We start from the raw sequence: 14736 nt of genomic DNA, 5'->3' as shown, positions 1-14736 counted from the left end.
CCCCGAGGCACCCCCGGGATGCCGGTCAGCGGTCTTCTACGTCACGTCCCGGCGACCGTTCTGCCGGGAATACGCCGTGCCCGGGCCCGTGCCCGTTCTGTCGCTCCTCGAGTTCCTTCATCAGGTCCTGAAGTTCGGAGCGGATCCAGTCCCGGGTCGCGACCTCGCCGAGTCCGATTCGCAGGGCGGCGATCTCCCGGGTCAGGTACTCGGTGTCGGCGATCGACCGCTCGTTCTGCTTGCGGTCCTGTTCGAGGTTGACCCGGTCCCGGTCGTCCTGCCGGTTCTGCGCGAGCAGGATGAGCGGGGCCGCGTAGGAGGCCTGGAGGGACAGCATCAGGGTCAGGAAGATGAACGGGTAGTGGTCGAAGCGCAGATCGCCCGGCGCGAAGATGTTCCACAGCACCCAGACGATGATGACGACCGTCATCCAGACGATGAACCGTCCCGTGCCGAGGAACCGCGCGATGCGCTCCGACAGCCTGCCGAACGCCTCCGGGTCCCACTCGGGCAGCAGCCGCCGCCGGGGCGACCGGGGCTGGTCCAGGCGGGCGCGCGGGCGGGTGGTGGCCGTGGCGCCCGCGGGGGTGCGCTCACGGGCCGCCTCCCGCTCGGCGGCCGCGCGCCGCTCGGCGGCGTGCCGGCGTTCGGCAGGGGTACGTCGCGCGGGGGTCGCGCGCCGCTTGGACGTGGTACGCCGCTCAGGCGTCATGCGGGCTCACCTCGCTCCCGTCGAGGTGGAACTCCGTCTCCCGCCAGTCCTCCGGGAGCATGTGGTCCAGCACGTCGTCGACCGTCACCGCGCCCAGCAGCGACCCGGAGTCGTCCACGACGGGCGCCGCGACCATGTCGTACGTGGCGAAGAACCCGGCGACGACCGGCAGCTCGGCGTCCGGGTCCAGCGGCTGGAGGTCGTCGTCGATGATCGCGCTGACCAGGGTGTACGGCGGGTCCCGCAGGAGGCGCTGGAAGTGGACCGTGCCGAGGTACTTGCCGGTCGGCGTCTCGTCGGGCGGACGGCAGACGTAGACCTGGGCGGCGAGGGCGGGGGAGAGGTCGGCGTTGCGGACCCGGGCGAGGGCGTCGGCGACGGTGGCGTCGGGCCGCAGCACGATCGGCTCGGTCGTCATCAGACCGCCGGCCGTGTGCTCCTCGTACGACATCAGGCGCCGCATGTCGGCCGCGTCGGCGGGCTCCATGAGGCTCAGCAGCCGCTCCTGGTCATCCTCGGGGAGCTCGGAGAGCAGGTCGGCCGCGTCGTCCGGGTCCATGGCCTCCAGGACGTCCGCGGCCCGCTCCTCCTTGAGCTTGCCGAGGATCTCGATCTGGTCGTCCTCCGGGAGCTCCTCGAGTACGTCGGCGAGGCGGTCGTCGTCGAGGGCGGCGGCCACCTCCGCGCGCCGCTTGGGGGAGAGGTGGTGCAGGACGTTGGCCAGGTCGGCGGGGCGCAGCTGCTCGAAGGTGGCGAGGAGGTTCTCGGCGCCCTGGCCGTGCTCCTCCAGGGAGAAGCCGGTCACCGCGGACCACTCCACGGTCAGCGCCTCGCCCTTGCGCCGGAACGCGCCGCCCTTGCCGCCCTTGCGGACGAAGACCCGGTCGATCTCCCAGTCCCGGCGGGCCGGCAGCTGCTGCACGGACAGGTCCAGGACGGTCACCTCCGTACCGGCCTCGGCGAGTGTCACCCGCCGGTCCAGGAGCTCGCCGAAGACCAGGCGCTCGGTGGGCCGCTGCTCGAAGCGGCGGACGTTGAGCACACCGGTGGTGATGACCTGGCCGGACTCGATGCTGGTCACCCGGGTCATGGGCAGGAAGATACGGCGCCGGGTGGAGAGTTCGACGACCAGCCCGAGCACGCGCGGCGGCCTGCGGCCCACGCGCAGCATCACGACCAGGTCCCGCACCCGGCCCACCTGGTCGCCGTTGGGGTCGAAGACGGCGACACCGGAGAGGTGCGAGACGAAGATCCTGGGGACACCCCCTGCCATCCCTGCGCCTCCTGTTCGCGCTGAATTGCCCGCTCGGGTGGGCTTCAGGCTAGCCCGTCCCGATGCGGCACGCCCTGGTGGGGGGTCCGGACGGACTGGCTCCGTCCGGCCACCGGGGCACCGGTACTCTGCGGTACGCCGCCGATGGACCCTCGCCAGAAAGGCAGCCCACCTGTGACTGCGATTCCCCAGGGCCGCAACCGCCGGATCGGACTCGTGGGTGCGATGTGCGCCCTGGTCGTGACGGGAACGGGCCTGACGGGGTGCGGTGACGACCCCGACGCGGGTACCAACGGCGTCGGCAAGCTGCCGGCCGACCAGATCCAGACGAAGACCAAGGCGGCCGCCCGGTCCGCCGACGCGGTGCGTCTCTCCGGGAACGTGGTCACCAGCGGGCGCACTTACAAACTCGACATGCGTCTGAAGTCCGACGGCGCCAGCGGATCGGTCACCTCCGAAGGGGCCACCTTCGGCCTCCTGCGCATCGGCGAGCAGCTCTACCTGAAGGCCGACGCGGAGTTCTGGAGCCACGAGGACGGCGAGGACGACGACGGCACCACGGACACGGCCGCCGCGGAGAAGCTCGACGGCAAGTTCGTGAAGGTGCCGCAGGCGGACCCCTCGTACAAGAAGTTCAGCGGCTTCACCGACAAGGACGTCCTGCTGGCGGGTCTGCTCACCCTGCACGGCGAGCTGTCCACCGACGGCCACCACGAGCAGTCCGGCACCCGCACCATCCGCATCACCGGCGACGACGGCTCCGGCGGCCGGCTCGACGTCTCCCTGGAGGGCGAGCCGTACCCGCTGCGCCTGCAACGGGCGGGCGGCGCGGGCACGCTGACCTTCTCGGCCTGGGGCAGGCCCTTCACGCTGAAGGAGCCGGACAAGGACGAGACGGTCGACTACGGCAAGCAGCTGCCGACGTCCTGACTACCCGCGCCGGCGCTTCCTCAGCAGCAGCCGGGGAAGCCCGGCGGGGATCGGCTGCCGGGTCGTGGCCGCCGTGGGGAGGGGCGCCTCGGCCAGCGAGTCGTCGGGCAACGGTGACGTGGACCCCGTCGGCTCCAGCCGCAGCACCCGGCACTCCCGCGCCCAACGCTCCGTCATCGCCTCGCCGTCGGGCGCGTTGAGCCGCTTCCCCTTGAGCTCGGCGACCGCCGCCTCCCAGGCCGGCGAACCGGCGGTCAGCTGAACGACCCTCGCCGCCCAGGTGACGAGCCGACCGCCCTTGTCCTTGCTGCGGACCGTCACCTCGGCCCCGGCGCCGTCGGCCAGTCCCGGCAGCGGCTGCTCGCCCGGCCCGTCGCCCACCAGACACGCGGCGCCCTCGTGCCACACGTGCCACAGCGCCCGGGCCGGACCCTCGGGGCCCCGGACCCAGATGAGGCCGGACTTCTTGGTGGCCTCCTCGACGAGGGCCTTCTCGAGCAGCTCGCTTGTCATGCGCCCAGCCTAGCGAGGCGGCCTCACAGCCAGCCGTTGCGCTTGAGGGTGCGGTGGATGCCGAGGCAGATGCAGACCGTGACGCTCATGATCGCCGGGTAGCCGTACCGCCAGTGCAGTTCGGGCATGTGCTCGAAGTTCATGCCGTACACCCCGCACACCATCGTCGGTACGGCGATGATGGCCGCCCACGAGGTGATCTTCCGCATGTCCTCGTTCTGTGCGACGGACGCCTGCGCGAGGTTGGCCTGGAGGATGGAGTTGAGGAGTTCGTCGAAGCCGATGACCTGCTCCTGGACCCGGGCGAGGTGGTCGGCGACATCGCGGAAGTACTTCTGGATGTCGGGGTCGATCAGTCGCATCGGCCGCTCGCTCAGCAGCTGCATGGGACGCAGCAGCGGTGAGACGGCCCGCTTGAACTCCAGTACCTCACGCTTGAGTTGGTAGATCCGGCCGGCGTCGGTGCCGCGCGGCGTGCCCTTGCGGCCCGGGGAGAAGACCTCGGTCTCCACCTCGTCGATGTCGTCCTGCACCGCGTCGGCGACCGCGATGTACCCGTCGACGACGTGGTCGGCGATGGCGTGCAGCACCGCCGAAGGGCCCTTGGCGAGCAGCTCGGGGTCGTCCTGGAGCCGATGGCGCAGGGCCCGCAGCGAGCCCTGCCCGCCGTGCCGGACGGTGATGAAGAAGTCCCGTCCGGTGAAGCACATGACCTCGCCGGTCTCGACGATCTCGCTGTTGGCGGTGAGTTCGTCGTGCTCGACGTAGTGGATGGTCTTGAAGACGGTGAACAGGGAGTCGTCGTAGCGCTCCAGCTTGGGCCGCTGGTGGGCCTGGACCGCGTCCTCCACCGCCAGCGGGTGCAGCCCGAACTCGCTTGCGATACCGGAGAACTCGGCCTCGGTCGGCTCGTGCAGCCCGATCCACACGAAACCGCCGTCCCGGCGGACCTGGCGCATCGCCTCGTGCGGCGCCAGCGGCGTGGGGGTCTGGACGCGGGCCCCGTCGCGGTAGACGGCGCAGTCGACGACGGCCGAGGGGGTGCCGGGGTCGCGGGTGGTGTCGTAGTCGGCGCTGCTGCTCTTGCGCAGCGAGACACGGGAGGGACGGACCACGGCACGCAGGTCGCGGATCATCGACATGGCGGGCTCCTTCGCGACAGGCAACGAAAAGCCGCTTCAACGGGTGGAACTGCCCGGAATGGGGACGTCCTGACGAGGAGGATCTCCCGCCCTCGAAAACAGGGGAAGGATGTTTGGCACGTCCACAAAGCGGGGAGCACCGCACCATTGCGGTGGCGGGTTTCGCTGCTGATACAGATCAAACAGATCAGGCAAAACGAGACGAAGTGCTCTTCCGATGACGAAGGCGCGAAGGTGAGAGGCGGCGGTCAGCCGGAGCTGGATCAGCTACTTCACTTCACTGGGCGGAAGAGCGAGTGGTACTGCACGGGTGACTTCGATCCATGACAGCCCCACCTCCTCCGGCCGGTCCCTCGTAAGGGACGATCCATTCCCGCAAGGGAGTCTCACTGGCGTCGGGACTCGATCGCGACGCTTCTGCGTGCTGCCCCGAACGACCGGGCCAGAGTACCAGCCGGCTGAAGTGTCAAGGCGCTGCTTTGCCCGGTACTGACGAGTTCTATGCTCGCGGCATGGCAGATGTTCTTCCTCTGGTCGAGGCCCGGTTGCGCAACGCGCTGGGCGAACCGGACGCGCGCGCGGCGGTGACCTTCCTGGGCACGGACCGTATCGAGGTGCTCCGCTTCAGCGACGGGGACGTCGTCCGCTACGCCACCCTCGGCATGTCCGCGCAGCCGATGGGCGACCCCACCGCGATGCTCGCCGACCCGGTCAAGGGTCCCCGTGCCGAGCTGGTCCTCTCCGTCAGGGGCGGTCTGGCGGATACCGACAAGGTGCTCCGCCCGCTCGCCGTGCTGGCCGCGTCCCCGCAGGTCGAGGGGGTGGTCGTGGCCCCCGGCGCCTCCCTCGACGTGGGCGAACCCCTGTGGCCCGGCGCCCCGTTCACCTCGGTGCTGGTGGCCGAGCCCGGCGGCCTGGTCGAGGACCTGGAGCTCGACGACCCCATGGATCCGGTGCACTTCCTGCCGCTGCTGCCCATGACCCCGAACGAGGCCGCCTGGAAGCGCGTCCATGGCGCCCAGGCCCTCCAGGAGCGCTGGTTGACGCATGGGACGGACCTGCGGGATCCGTCCCGCACGTCCGTCCCGCTGGGGTGAGCAAGGTCACCAAGTAGTGCCTGAAGGCCGTCAGTTGGCGAAGACGGCCACGCTGTCCTCGGTGGCGTGCCTCGACTCCAGCTCCGCCGCCTCGTGAGTGAGTGCCTTGCGTCGCACGACCACCACGAGCGCGCCGAGGAGCGCGGTGACCGCGGCCACCACGAACGGGATGTGGATGTCGGTCCACTCCTCGATCTTCGGCGCGAAGAAGGGCGCGGCGGCGGCCGCGAACCAGCGCACGAAGTTGTAGCCCGCGCTCGCCACCGGGCGTGGCGCGTCCGACACGCCGAGCGCCAGTTCCGTGTAGACCGTGTTGTTCACGCCGATGAACGCGCCGGACAGGATCGTGCAGACGATCGCCGTGGTGTGGTCGCCGTAGCCGAGCACGAGGACGTCGACGGCGAGCAGGACCAGCGAGCCGCCGAGCACCTTCAGCGAGCCGAACCGCTCCTGGAGGCGCGGCGCCACGAGCACCGAGAACACGGCGAGCAGCACACCCCAGGCGAAGAACACGGCCCCCGACTTGTAGGGGGTCATGTCCAGGACGAACGGGGTGAAGGCCAGCACGGTGAAGAACGTGTAGTTGTAGAAGAACGACGAGACGGCGGCGGAGGCCAGACCGCCGTGGCCGAGGGCCTTGAGCGGGTCGAGGAGCGAGGTCTTCCTGGCGGGCGTCGGCTGTTCCTTGAGGAACGCCGTGATGCACAGGAAGCCGACCGCCATCAGGAAGGCCGTGCCGAAGAACGGGTAGCGCCAGCTGGCGTCGCCGAGCAGGGCACCCAGCAGCGGCCCGCACGCCATGCCGAGGCCGAGCGCGGACTCGTAGAGCAGGATCGCCGCGGCGCTGCCGCCGGCCGCCGAGCCGACGATGACGGCGAGGGCCGTCGAGACGAAGAGGGCGTTGCCCAGGCCCCAGCCCGCGCGGAAGCCCACCAGTTCGGCGACCGAGCCCGAGGTGCCGGCGAGGCCCGCGAAGACGACCACGAGCGCGAGGCCGAGCAGCAGGGTCTTGCGGCCGCCGATGCGGCTGGAGACGAAGCCGGTGACCAGCATCGCGATCGCGGTGATCAGGAAGTACGAGGTGAAGAGCAGGGAGACCTGGCTGGCCGTGGCGTCGAGGCCCTGAGCGATGGACGGCAGGATCGGGTCGACCAGGCCGATGCCCATGAAGGCGACGACGGAGGCGCCGGCCGTGGCCCAGACCGCCTTGGGCTGTCGCAGGAGGCTGCCTGCCCCCGCGTCGAAGGCGTCCATGGTTTCTCCAATTCCGGCGAGAGGATGGTTGCTATATACACATAGTAAGTTAGGGCAGCTAAATAATGCAAACTACATCTAGTTTCCCGTGCGGACGTTTCCGCCCGGACGGGTGATCGTCCTTGACGGGAGGCGGCAGGGGTAGGACCGTGGGGCTCTATGAGGGGCGAACCCAGTTGCCCGAAGTGTGGTGGCCGGGTCAGGGCTCCCGGACTCTTCGCCGACACCTGGCAGTGCGATGTGCACGGGACGGTGCATCCGCTCCAGCCGGTGATCCCGCCCAGCGTCGAGGCTCTCGGCGTCGTGGTGCACCGCACGCAGGTACCGGTCTGGATGCCGTGGCCCCTGCCGGTCGGCTGGCTGTTCACGGGCGTGACCTGCGCGGGCGACGACCGCAGCGGAGGGCGCGCCACGGCCGTGGCCTGCTCGGGACCCGGGCCGCTCGGCGGCATAGGGGAGCTGATCCTGGTCGCCGAGGAACTCGGGGTCGGGCTCGGTGCGCGGTACGCGGGCATCGACGCACCGGACCCGGGGCCGTACATGAACGTCGAGAAGCCTCCTCAGGCCAAGGTGCTGGCCGCCGGCCGACCCACTCCGCTGTGGCATGTCGCCGGGGTCCCGGACGACCGCGCGGTGTTCGCGGGCGAGGCGCTCGGACTGTGGCTGTGGGCGGTCGTATGGCCCGAGCAGTCCGGGTTGCTGATGTACGACGAGCTGGTGCTGACGGATCTGCGGGACGCGGGGGCCGAGGTGGAGCTGGTCCCCTGCGGGGCGCTGTCGCCGCGCTTGCTGGAGCCGTAGCGCTGCGCTTGCCGAGCCGTGGCGGCTGAGGGGTGGGGTGCCCTGCGTTGTCGGGCGGCTGCGGCTTCGTCGTGGCTGATCGCGCGGTTCCCCGCGCCCCTGGGGCGGTGTGTGTAAAGGGTGCTCACGGGTTTGGGGTGTGACAGGAAGGGCTGGAAGTGCGGCTATCCTTGAGCGTCCCCTTGCGTCCCGTCAGTGTCTGGAGTTCGTGTCGTGCGTATCGATCTGCACACCCACTCCACGGCTTCCGACGGGACGGACACGCCCGCTGAGCTGGTGCGCAACGCCGCCGCTGCCGGGCTGGACGTCGTAGCCCTCACCGATCACGACACCACCCGTGGGTACGCCGAGGCGATCGCCGCGCTGCCGGCCGGGCTCACGCTGGTGACCGGGGCCGAGCTGTCCTGCCGTGTCGACGGGGTGTCCCTGCACCTGCTGGCCTACCTCTTCGACCCCGAGGAGCCGGAACTGCTCGCCGAGCGGGAACTCGTGCGGGACGACCGGGTGCCTCGGGCGCGGGGCATGGTCGGCAAGCTCAACGAGCTGGGCGTGCCCGTCACCTGGGAGCAGGTCATGCGGATCGCCGGGGACGGGTCCGTGGGACGGCCGCACGTGGCGACCGCGCTCGTGGAACTCGGGGTCGTACCGACCGTGAGCGACGCCTTCACCGAGGACTGGCTCGCCGACGGCGGCCGGGCCCACGTGGAGAAGCACGAGACCGACCCCTTCGAGGCGATCCGGCTGGTCAAGGCCGCGGGCGGGGTCACCGTCTTCGCGCACCCGGGGGCGAGCAAGCGCGGGCACACCGTGCCGGAGTCCACGATCGCCGAGATGGCAGCGGCCGGGCTCGACGGCATCGAGGTCGACCACATGGACCACGACGACGCCACCCGCACCGCGCTGCGCGGGCTCGCCGCCGATCTGGGACTGCTCGTCACGGGCTCCTCGGACTACCACGGCAGCCGCAAGACCGTCACGCTCGGCGAGTACCGCACCGATCCCGAGGTCTACGGCGAGATCACCCGGCGCGCCACCGGCGCCTTCCCGGTGCCGGGGACCGGCGGAGCCTGAGACCGGTCCGCACGCCTCCTCGGCTTGAGGGCCGTTCCCCGCGCCCACCCGTACGTCCTTCTCCTCGCAAGGCTCCGCTGTGTTCGACGCCGCCGTTTTCGGCTCCCTGTTCCTGACCCTGTTCGTCATCATGGATCCCCCCGGGATCACCCCGATCTTCCTGGCGCTGACCTCCGGCCGGCCCGCCAAGGTGCAGAAGCGGATGGCCTTCCAGGCCGTCTGTGTCGCCGGCGGTGTCATCGCCGTCTTCGGACTGCTGGGGCACCAGATCCTCGACTATCTGCACGTCTCCGTCCCCGCGCTGATGATCGCGGGCGGGCTGCTGCTTCTGCTGATCGCCCTGGACCTGCTCACCGGCAAGACGGACGAGCCCAAGCAGACCAAGGACGTCAACGTGGCGCTCGTGCCACTGGGCATGCCGCTGCTGGCCGGGCCGGGTGCGATCGTGTCGGTCATCCTCGCCGTGCAGAAGGCGGACAGCGTCGCGACGCAGGCCTCGGTGTGGACGGCGATCCTCGCCATCCATGTCGTGCTGTGGCTGGTGATGCGGTACTCGCTGCTGATCATCCGGGTCATCAAGGACGGCGGAGTGGTCCTGGTGACCCGGCTCGCGGGCATGATGCTCTCCGCGATCGCCGTGCAGCAGATCATCAACGGCGTCACCCAGGTGATCCAGAGCAGCTGATCCGGAGCGGCTGCTCCGGAGCGGCTGATCCAGAGCAGCCGAGACGCTCGGCCGACATGCACGGAGCCCCGTACGACATCGAATGTCGTACGGGGCTCCGAAGCGTGTGTGTTACGAGGCCGCGGCCTCGGTCGGGCGGATCCAGAGTCGCTGGCCGATTGCGGCGGCCTGCTGAACGATCCGATTGACGGAGGCGGCGTCCACAACGGTGCTGTCCACGGGCGTGCCGTCGACGTCGTCGAGTCGCATGATTTCGAAGCGCATGGGCTTCTCCCTTCGTCTGGTCATCCTCCTGCGGAGAATTACTGCGTACACAGGTAGTCAACGGGGTGCGTGTTACAAACATTCCCTACGCTAAAGAAATTTTTCGAACAACTAACTACTGACGGGTAAGCGACCCCTCCGGGACTGATCGGGACCGGTTGTGTTCGCAGCGTGACCGCCGGGACAATGGTGCTGATGAACGACGACCTGGCGGCCCTCGCCGCCCGCATCGACCACACCAACGGGCTGCTGACGCGCATGCTCGCCGAGGTGGCGAAGACGCCCTCGACCCACGCGATCTTCGTCGACGCGGGATACCTCTACGCGGCCGCGGGCCGTCTCGTCGCCGGGACCGAGGACCGCCGGGCCTTCGACCTGGACGCCGAGGGGCTGATCGAGGCGCTCATCGACCGGGCCCGCACCATCTTCGCGGACAGCAGGCTGCTGAGGGTCTACTGGTACGACGGCGCCCGGCGCCGCATCCACACCGCCGAGCAGCAGACCATCGCCGAGCTTCCGGACGTAAAGGTGCGGCTCGGCAACCTCAACGCCAACAACCAGCAGAAGGGCGTCGACTCGCTGATCAGGAGCGACCTGGAATCCCTCGCCCGGCACCGCGCGATCAGCGACGCGGCCCTGCGCGGCGGCGACGAGGACCTGGTGTCGGCGGTCGAGGCGGCCCAGGGGTACGGCGCCCGCGTCCATCTGTGGGGCATCGAGGCGCCGGAGGGCCGCAACCAGGCCGAGCCGCTGCTCTGGGAGGTCGACAGCCAGCGCGTCCTCGACCTCGACTTCTTCAAGCCGTACGTGTCACGGCGCACGGCCGCCGGCTATGACGCCTCGGTGAACCGGCCCACCCGCGAGGACGTCCGTTTCGTCGGCGCCCAGGTCGCGGCGAAGTGGCTGGCCGCGCGGGGGCGGGAGTCCGTGGGGGAGCTGCTGCCGGGCCATCCGTATCTGCCCGGGTCCGTGGACCAGGATCTGCTGGTCGAGGCGGAGGGGCTGCTCCAGTACTCCCTGCGGGGCCAGGCGGATCTGCGGCGGGCCCTCCGGGACGGGTTCTGGGAGCACGTGCGGGGGCAGTTCTAGGGGCGGGTTGGGGTGTGCCGGGTGCCCCTGGGGTGCCAGGGCTGCCCGGTGTTGCCGGCCCTTGGGGCGTCAGGGCTTCCGGCGCTGTCGGGTTGCCCGGTGCCGTCCCCTGGGGCGGCAGGGTTGCCCGGCGCCGCCGTCCTTTGGGCCGTCAGGGCTGACCGGTGCCGTCCCAGAAGTCGGCGAGGGCGTGGGCCGTTTCCAGGGGGCGGTCGGTGTTGGGGGAGTGGTCGGCGCCCGGGACGACGGTCCGGTGGGCGTGCAGCCGGACGGACATCCGGTCGAGCAGCGGGATCGGCCAGGTGTCGTCGTGCGAGCCGGACAGCACGTGGAACGGCAGCGGTACGGCGGCCAGTTCGGCCACCCGGTCCGGTTCGGCGCACAACTGCCGCCCGGTGGCGATGAGTTGCGCGGGCTGGGTGCACAGCCAGCGGCGGCGCAGATCCTCGCGGTCGTCGAGCCCCGAGTCCAACTCGCCCCCGGTGTCGGTCTCCTCGGGCGGCTCCATGGCCTGGATCGCGTCCCACACCTCCGCCATGCTCATCACGGCCAGCGCGTCCCGGAGCAGCTTCACGCGCTGCTGCTGGGAGCCGGAGATCTGGGCGGGGCCCGAGGACATGAGGGTGAGGGAGAGGAAGGGCCCGGGGTCCAGGAGGACGGCGGCCCGCGCGATCAGCCCGCCCAGGGAGTGCCCGACGAGATGCACGGGTCCGCCGAGAGCCGCGGCCTGCGCGAGCACGTCCTTCGCCAACTCGTCCTGCGCGTACGCCGATTCGTCGTCCGCCGGGCCGTCCGTCTCGAACTGCCCCCGCCCGTCCACGGCGACCGTCCGGTACCCGCGCGCCGCGAGCGGCACGTGCAGCGGGTTGAAGTCCTCCTTGCTGCCGGTGAACCCGGGCAGCAGCAGCACGGTCCCCCGCGCCGCGACGCCGTCCGCCACGGGCGCGTCGACGACCGCGAACTCACCCCGCGCGGTGCGCAGGGAGTGGGCGCGGGCGCCGGGGGGCGGGGTGAAGGTGGGGGGCCTGCTCATGGCACGAGGCTATCCGGCGGGGCGGTCCGGGGGCCGGGGCGGCCATGTGAGGTGGGCCATGTGGCTCAGTCGGCCGGGGAACGCCGACGGCCCGGCCCTCACATGACGTGAGGACCGGGCCGTCGGGTGAGCGGTCAGCTCTCCGCGGACTCCGCGGCGGCCGTGGCCTTGCGGGCACGGCGACGCGGCTTGGCCTCCGGCTCCTCGGCGGCCTGGGCCGGGATGGCGGCGGCCGCGGCGGTCTTCCGCGCACGCGCCGGCTTGGCGGCGGCGGTCTCCGCACCGGTCTCCGTGGCGGCGGCCGTCTTGCGCGCACGGCGCGGCTTGGCCTCGGTGGTCTCCGACGCCGTCACGGCCTCGGGTGCCTCGGCGACCTTGCGGGTGCGGCGGGTGCGCGGCTTGGCCTCGGCGGCCTCGGCCGTGTCGACCGCGGCCTCGGCGGCTGCGGCCGTCTTGCGCGTACGACGGGGCTTGGCCTCGGCGGTCTCCGGCGCCGGCTCGGCGTCGGCCGCCTTGCGGGTACGGCGACGCGGCGCGGCTTCCACGACCTCGGCGGGGGCTTCGGCGGTGACGGTTGCCTTGCGCGTGCGGCGCGGCTTGGCCTCCGTGCCCTCGGCAGTGTCCACCGCGGTCTCCGCGGCGGCGGCGGCGGCCGTCTTGCGGGTGCGGCGCGGCTTGGCGGCCACCGGCTCCTCCGCGGCCTGGGCCGGGATCTCGGCGACCGGGGCGGCGGCCTCGGGTGCCTCGGCGACCTTGCGGGTGCGGCGGGTGCGGGGCTTGGCCTCGACGGCCTCGGCCGTGTCGACCGCGGTCTCGGCGGCGGCGGCCGTCTTGCGCGTGCGGCGCGGCTTGGCCTCCGTGACCTCAGGGGCCTCGGCGGGGGCTTCGGCGGTGACGGTTGCCTTGCGGGTCCGGCGCGGCTTGGTCTCCGTGCCCTCGGCGGTGTCCACCGCGGTCTCCGCGGCGGCGGCCGTCTTGCGCGTACGGCGGCGCGGCGCGGCGGGGGCCTCGGCCTCCGCGACCTCGACGGCGGCCGGCGCCTCGGCGACGACCGGCTCCGCGGCCTTGCGCGTCCGGCGGCGCGGCTTCGTCTCGGTGACCTCGGCGGCGGTGACCTCGGCGGCAGGGGCCTCGGGCTCCTTGACCTCCGCGACGACCTCCTGGGCGCGCTCCGCGACCTCGACGGCGGCCGTCTCCGCGGACCTGCGGGTGCGGCGGCGGCGCGGCTTGGTCTCCACGGCCTCGGCCGTGTCGACCGCGCTCTCGGCGGCCTCCACGACGTCCGAGGACGTCGTGACCGTGGCCGGCACCGACTCCGCCGGGGCGGCGCCGTTGCGGGTGCGGCGACGGCGACGCGGGGTGCGGGACGCCGGGGCGTCCTCGGTCACCGCGGCCGCGGTCTCTTCGGGCGCGACGGTGCCCGCCGGAGCGGCGGTTCCGTCCAGCTCCGTCCCGCCGCGCGTACGGCGGCGACGGCGCGGCGTACGGGCCGGGCGCTCGCGGTCGGCGGAACGGGACTCGTCCCGGCCGCCACGGCCTCCCCGGTCACCGCCGTTGCGGTCACCGCGACCGCGGCCACCGCGGCCACCGGTCTCGCCGAGGTCCTCGAGCTCCTCCGCGGCGAGCCCCGCGCGGGTGCGCTCGCCCCGCGGCAGGACACCCTTGGTGCCCGCGGGGATGTTCAGCTCCTCGTAGAAGTGCGGGGAGGTGGAGTACGTCTCCGGCGGGTCGTTGAACTTGAGCTCCAGCGCCTTGTTGATCAGGTTCCAGCGCGGGATGTCGTCCCAGTCGACGAGGGTGATCGCGATGCCCTTGGCGCCCGCGCGGCCGGTACGGCCGATGCGGTGCAGGTACGTCTTCTCCTCTTCGGGGCACTGGTAGTTGATGACGTGCGTGACGCCCTCGACGTCGATGCCGCGGGCGGCGACGTCGGTGCAGACGAGCACGTCCACCTTGCCGTTGCGGAAGGCGCGCAGCGCCTGCTCGCGGGCGCCCTGGCCGAGGTCGCCGTGGACCGCGCCGGCGGCGAAGCCGCGCTGCTGGAGCTGGTCGGCCAGGTCGGCGGCGGTGCGCTTCGTACGGCAGAAGACCATGACGAGTCCGCGGCCCTCGGCCTGGAGGATGCGCGCGACCATCTCGGGCTTGTCCATGTTGTGCGCGCGGTACACGTGCTGCTTGGTGTTCGCGACCGTCCGGCCCGCGTCGTCGGGCGAGGTGGCGTTGATGTGCGTGGGCTGCGACATGTAGCGGCGGGCGAGACTGATGACCGCGCCCGGCATGGTCGCCGAGAACAGCATGGTCTGGCGGCGGGCCGGCAGCATGTTGATGATCTTCTCGACGTCGGGCAGGAAGCCCAGGTCGAGCATCTCGTCGGCCTCGTCGAGGACGAGCGCCTTGATGTGGCCGAGGTTGAGCTTCTTCTGGCCCGCGAGGTCCAGGAGCCGGCCCGGGGTGCCGACGACGACGTCGACGCCCTTCTTGAGCGCCTCCACCTGGGGCTCGTAGGCGCGGCCGCCGTAGATGGCGAGAACGCGGACGTTGCGTACCTTGCCCGCGGTCTGCAGGTCGTTGGTGACCTGCGTGCACAGCTCGCGCGTGGGGACGACGACGAGCGCCTGCGGGGCGTCGGTCAGGGCCTCGGGCTTGGCGCGGCCGGCCTCGACGTCGGCGGGGACGGTCACGCGCTCGAGGAGCGGGAGGCCGAAGCCCAGCGTCTTGCCGGTGCCGGTCTTGGCCTGGCCGATGACGTCGGAGCCCGAGAGGGCGACCGGGAGCGTCATCTCCTGGATGGGGAAGGGGGTGATGATGCCGACGGCTTCGAGAGCCTCGGCCGTCTCGTTCAGAATTCCGAGATCGCGGAAGGTCGTAGTCA

At 71.5% G+C, this 14736-nt stretch carries 14 protein-coding genes; 6 read left to right on the top strand and 8 right to left on the bottom strand.

All coding sequences use genetic code 11. The features are described 5' to 3' along the window. Nucleotides 1-25: 25 nt before the first annotated feature. Nucleotides 26-712 carry a DUF1003 domain-containing protein gene (locus ACZ56U_RS13625; RefSeq protein ID WP_469084186.1) on the bottom strand — a complete coding sequence of 229 codons (687 nt, stop codon included), beginning with the start codon at nt 710-712 and terminating at the stop codon, nt 26-28. Next, complete coding sequence (locus ACZ56U_RS13620) at nt 702-1985, bottom strand: magnesium transporter MgtE N-terminal domain-containing protein (protein WP_469084185.1); 1284 nt, start codon at nt 1983-1985, stop codon at nt 702-704. Before ACZ56U_RS13620 ends, ACZ56U_RS13625 begins: the two co-directional genes overlap by 11 nt. Before the next feature lie 174 nt (nt 1986-2159). Between ACZ56U_RS13620 and ACZ56U_RS13615 the strand changes: the two genes are divergently transcribed. Then, nucleotides 2160-2915, top strand: coding sequence for a hypothetical protein (locus ACZ56U_RS13615; protein ID WP_469084184.1), 756 nt, complete (start codon nt 2160-2162; stop codon nt 2913-2915). On the opposite strand, the gene ACZ56U_RS13610 is transcribed toward ACZ56U_RS13615, so the two are convergent. Together ACZ56U_RS13610 and ACZ56U_RS13605 are read right to left on the bottom strand one after the other, a co-directional pair. After that, entirely contained in the window at nt 2916-3428 is a 513-nt protein-coding gene (locus tag ACZ56U_RS13610; RefSeq protein WP_469084183.1) for a hypothetical protein, read from the bottom strand. 23 nt (nt 3429-3451) lie between these two features. Further along, on the bottom strand, nt 3452-4570 hold the full coding sequence (locus ACZ56U_RS13605) for a magnesium and cobalt transport protein CorA (RefSeq protein ID WP_469084182.1): 1119 nt from the start codon (nt 4568-4570) through the stop codon (nt 3452-3454). A 512-nt stretch (nt 4571-5082) separates the two neighbouring features. Between ACZ56U_RS13605 and ACZ56U_RS13600 the strand changes: the two genes are divergently transcribed. Then, nucleotides 5083-5667, top strand: coding sequence for a suppressor of fused domain protein (locus tag ACZ56U_RS13600; RefSeq protein WP_469084181.1), 585 nt, complete (start codon nt 5083-5085; stop codon nt 5665-5667). 30 nt (nt 5668-5697) lie between these two features. Here the strand turns inward: ACZ56U_RS13600 and ACZ56U_RS13595 are convergent, their stop codons facing one another. Next, nucleotides 5698-6921: an MFS transporter gene (locus ACZ56U_RS13595; protein WP_469084180.1), complete on the bottom strand. Its 1224-nt coding sequence runs from the start codon at nt 6919-6921 to the stop codon at nt 5698-5700. 159 nt (nt 6922-7080) lie between these two features. Here ACZ56U_RS13595 and ACZ56U_RS13590 point away from each other — a divergent pair, with 159 nt between their 5' ends. The 3 genes from ACZ56U_RS13590 (at nt 7081) to ACZ56U_RS13580 (ending at nt 9478) form a co-directional block, all read left to right on the top strand. Continuing rightward, nucleotides 7081-7722, top strand: coding sequence for a DUF6758 family protein (locus ACZ56U_RS13590; protein ID WP_469084179.1), 642 nt, complete (start codon nt 7081-7083; stop codon nt 7720-7722). A 213-nt stretch (nt 7723-7935) separates the two neighbouring features. After that, complete coding sequence (locus ACZ56U_RS13585) at nt 7936-8793, top strand: PHP domain-containing protein (RefSeq protein ID WP_469084178.1); 858 nt, start codon at nt 7936-7938, stop codon at nt 8791-8793. Nucleotides 8794-8872: 79 nt separating this feature from the next. Beyond that, entirely contained in the window at nt 8873-9478 is a 606-nt protein-coding gene (locus ACZ56U_RS13580; protein WP_469084177.1) for a MarC family protein, read from the top strand. A 111-nt stretch (nt 9479-9589) separates the two neighbouring features. Here ACZ56U_RS13580 and ACZ56U_RS13575 read toward each other — a convergent pair whose 3' ends face one another. Next, nucleotides 9590-9742, bottom strand: a complete 153-nt coding sequence (locus ACZ56U_RS13575; protein WP_391244772.1) for a hypothetical protein — start codon at nt 9740-9742, stop codon at nt 9590-9592. A 195-nt stretch (nt 9743-9937) separates the two neighbouring features. Between ACZ56U_RS13575 and ACZ56U_RS13570 the strand changes: the two genes are divergently transcribed. Then, nucleotides 9938-10831, top strand: a complete 894-nt coding sequence (locus ACZ56U_RS13570; RefSeq protein WP_469084176.1) for an NYN domain-containing protein — start codon at nt 9938-9940, stop codon at nt 10829-10831. 151 nt (nt 10832-10982) lie between these two features. On the opposite strand, the gene ACZ56U_RS13565 is transcribed toward ACZ56U_RS13570, so the two are convergent. Next, nucleotides 10983-11864: an alpha/beta fold hydrolase gene (locus ACZ56U_RS13565; RefSeq protein WP_469084175.1), complete on the bottom strand. Its 882-nt coding sequence runs from the start codon at nt 11862-11864 to the stop codon at nt 10983-10985. Between the two features lie 134 nt (nt 11865-11998). After that, nucleotides 11999-14644, bottom strand: a complete 2646-nt coding sequence (locus ACZ56U_RS13560) for a DEAD/DEAH box helicase (RefSeq protein ID WP_469084174.1) — start codon at nt 14642-14644, stop codon at nt 11999-12001. Nucleotides 14645-14736 lie beyond the last annotated feature (92 nt).

The sequence above is a fragment of the Streptomyces sp. NPDC034103 genome (assembly GCF_055575395.1).
This window is presented reverse-complemented; position numbering and strand designations above follow the sequence as displayed.

Excerpts from the sequence above, each read along its gene's own strand:
- ACZ56U_RS13625 (WP_469084186.1), bottom strand. The coding sequence starts at position 712 with ATGACGCCTGAGCGGCGTACCACGTCCAAGCGGCGCGCGACCCCCGCG.
- ACZ56U_RS13610 (WP_469084183.1), bottom strand. The coding sequence starts at position 3,428 with ATGACAAGCGAGCTGCTCGAGAAGGCCCTCGTCGAGGAGGCCACCAAG.
- ACZ56U_RS13590 (WP_469084179.1), top strand. The coding sequence starts at position 7,081 with ATGAGGGGCGAACCCAGTTGCCCGAAGTGTGGTGGCCGGGTCAGGGCT.
- ACZ56U_RS13605 (WP_469084182.1), bottom strand. The coding sequence starts at position 4,570 with ATGTCGATGATCCGCGACCTGCGTGCCGTGGTCCGTCCCTCCCGTGTC.
- ACZ56U_RS13620 (WP_469084185.1), bottom strand. The coding sequence starts at position 1,985 with ATGGCAGGGGGTGTCCCCAGGATCTTCGTCTCGCACCTCTCCGGTGTC.
- ACZ56U_RS13560 (WP_469084174.1), bottom strand. The coding sequence starts at position 14,644 with ATGACGCTCCCGGTCGCCCTCTCGGGCTCCGACGTCATCGGCCAGGCC.
- ACZ56U_RS13600 (WP_469084181.1), top strand. The coding sequence starts at position 5,083 with ATGGCAGATGTTCTTCCTCTGGTCGAGGCCCGGTTGCGCAACGCGCTG.
- ACZ56U_RS13570 (WP_469084176.1), top strand. The coding sequence starts at position 9,938 with ATGAACGACGACCTGGCGGCCCTCGCCGCCCGCATCGACCACACCAAC.
- ACZ56U_RS13595 (WP_469084180.1), bottom strand. The coding sequence starts at position 6,921 with ATGGACGCCTTCGACGCGGGGGCAGGCAGCCTCCTGCGACAGCCCAAG.
- ACZ56U_RS13575 (WP_391244772.1), bottom strand. The coding sequence starts at position 9,742 with ATGCGCTTCGAAATCATGCGACTCGACGACGTCGACGGCACGCCCGTG.
- ACZ56U_RS13565 (WP_469084175.1), bottom strand. The coding sequence starts at position 11,864 with ATGAGCAGGCCCCCCACCTTCACCCCGCCCCCCGGCGCCCGCGCCCAC.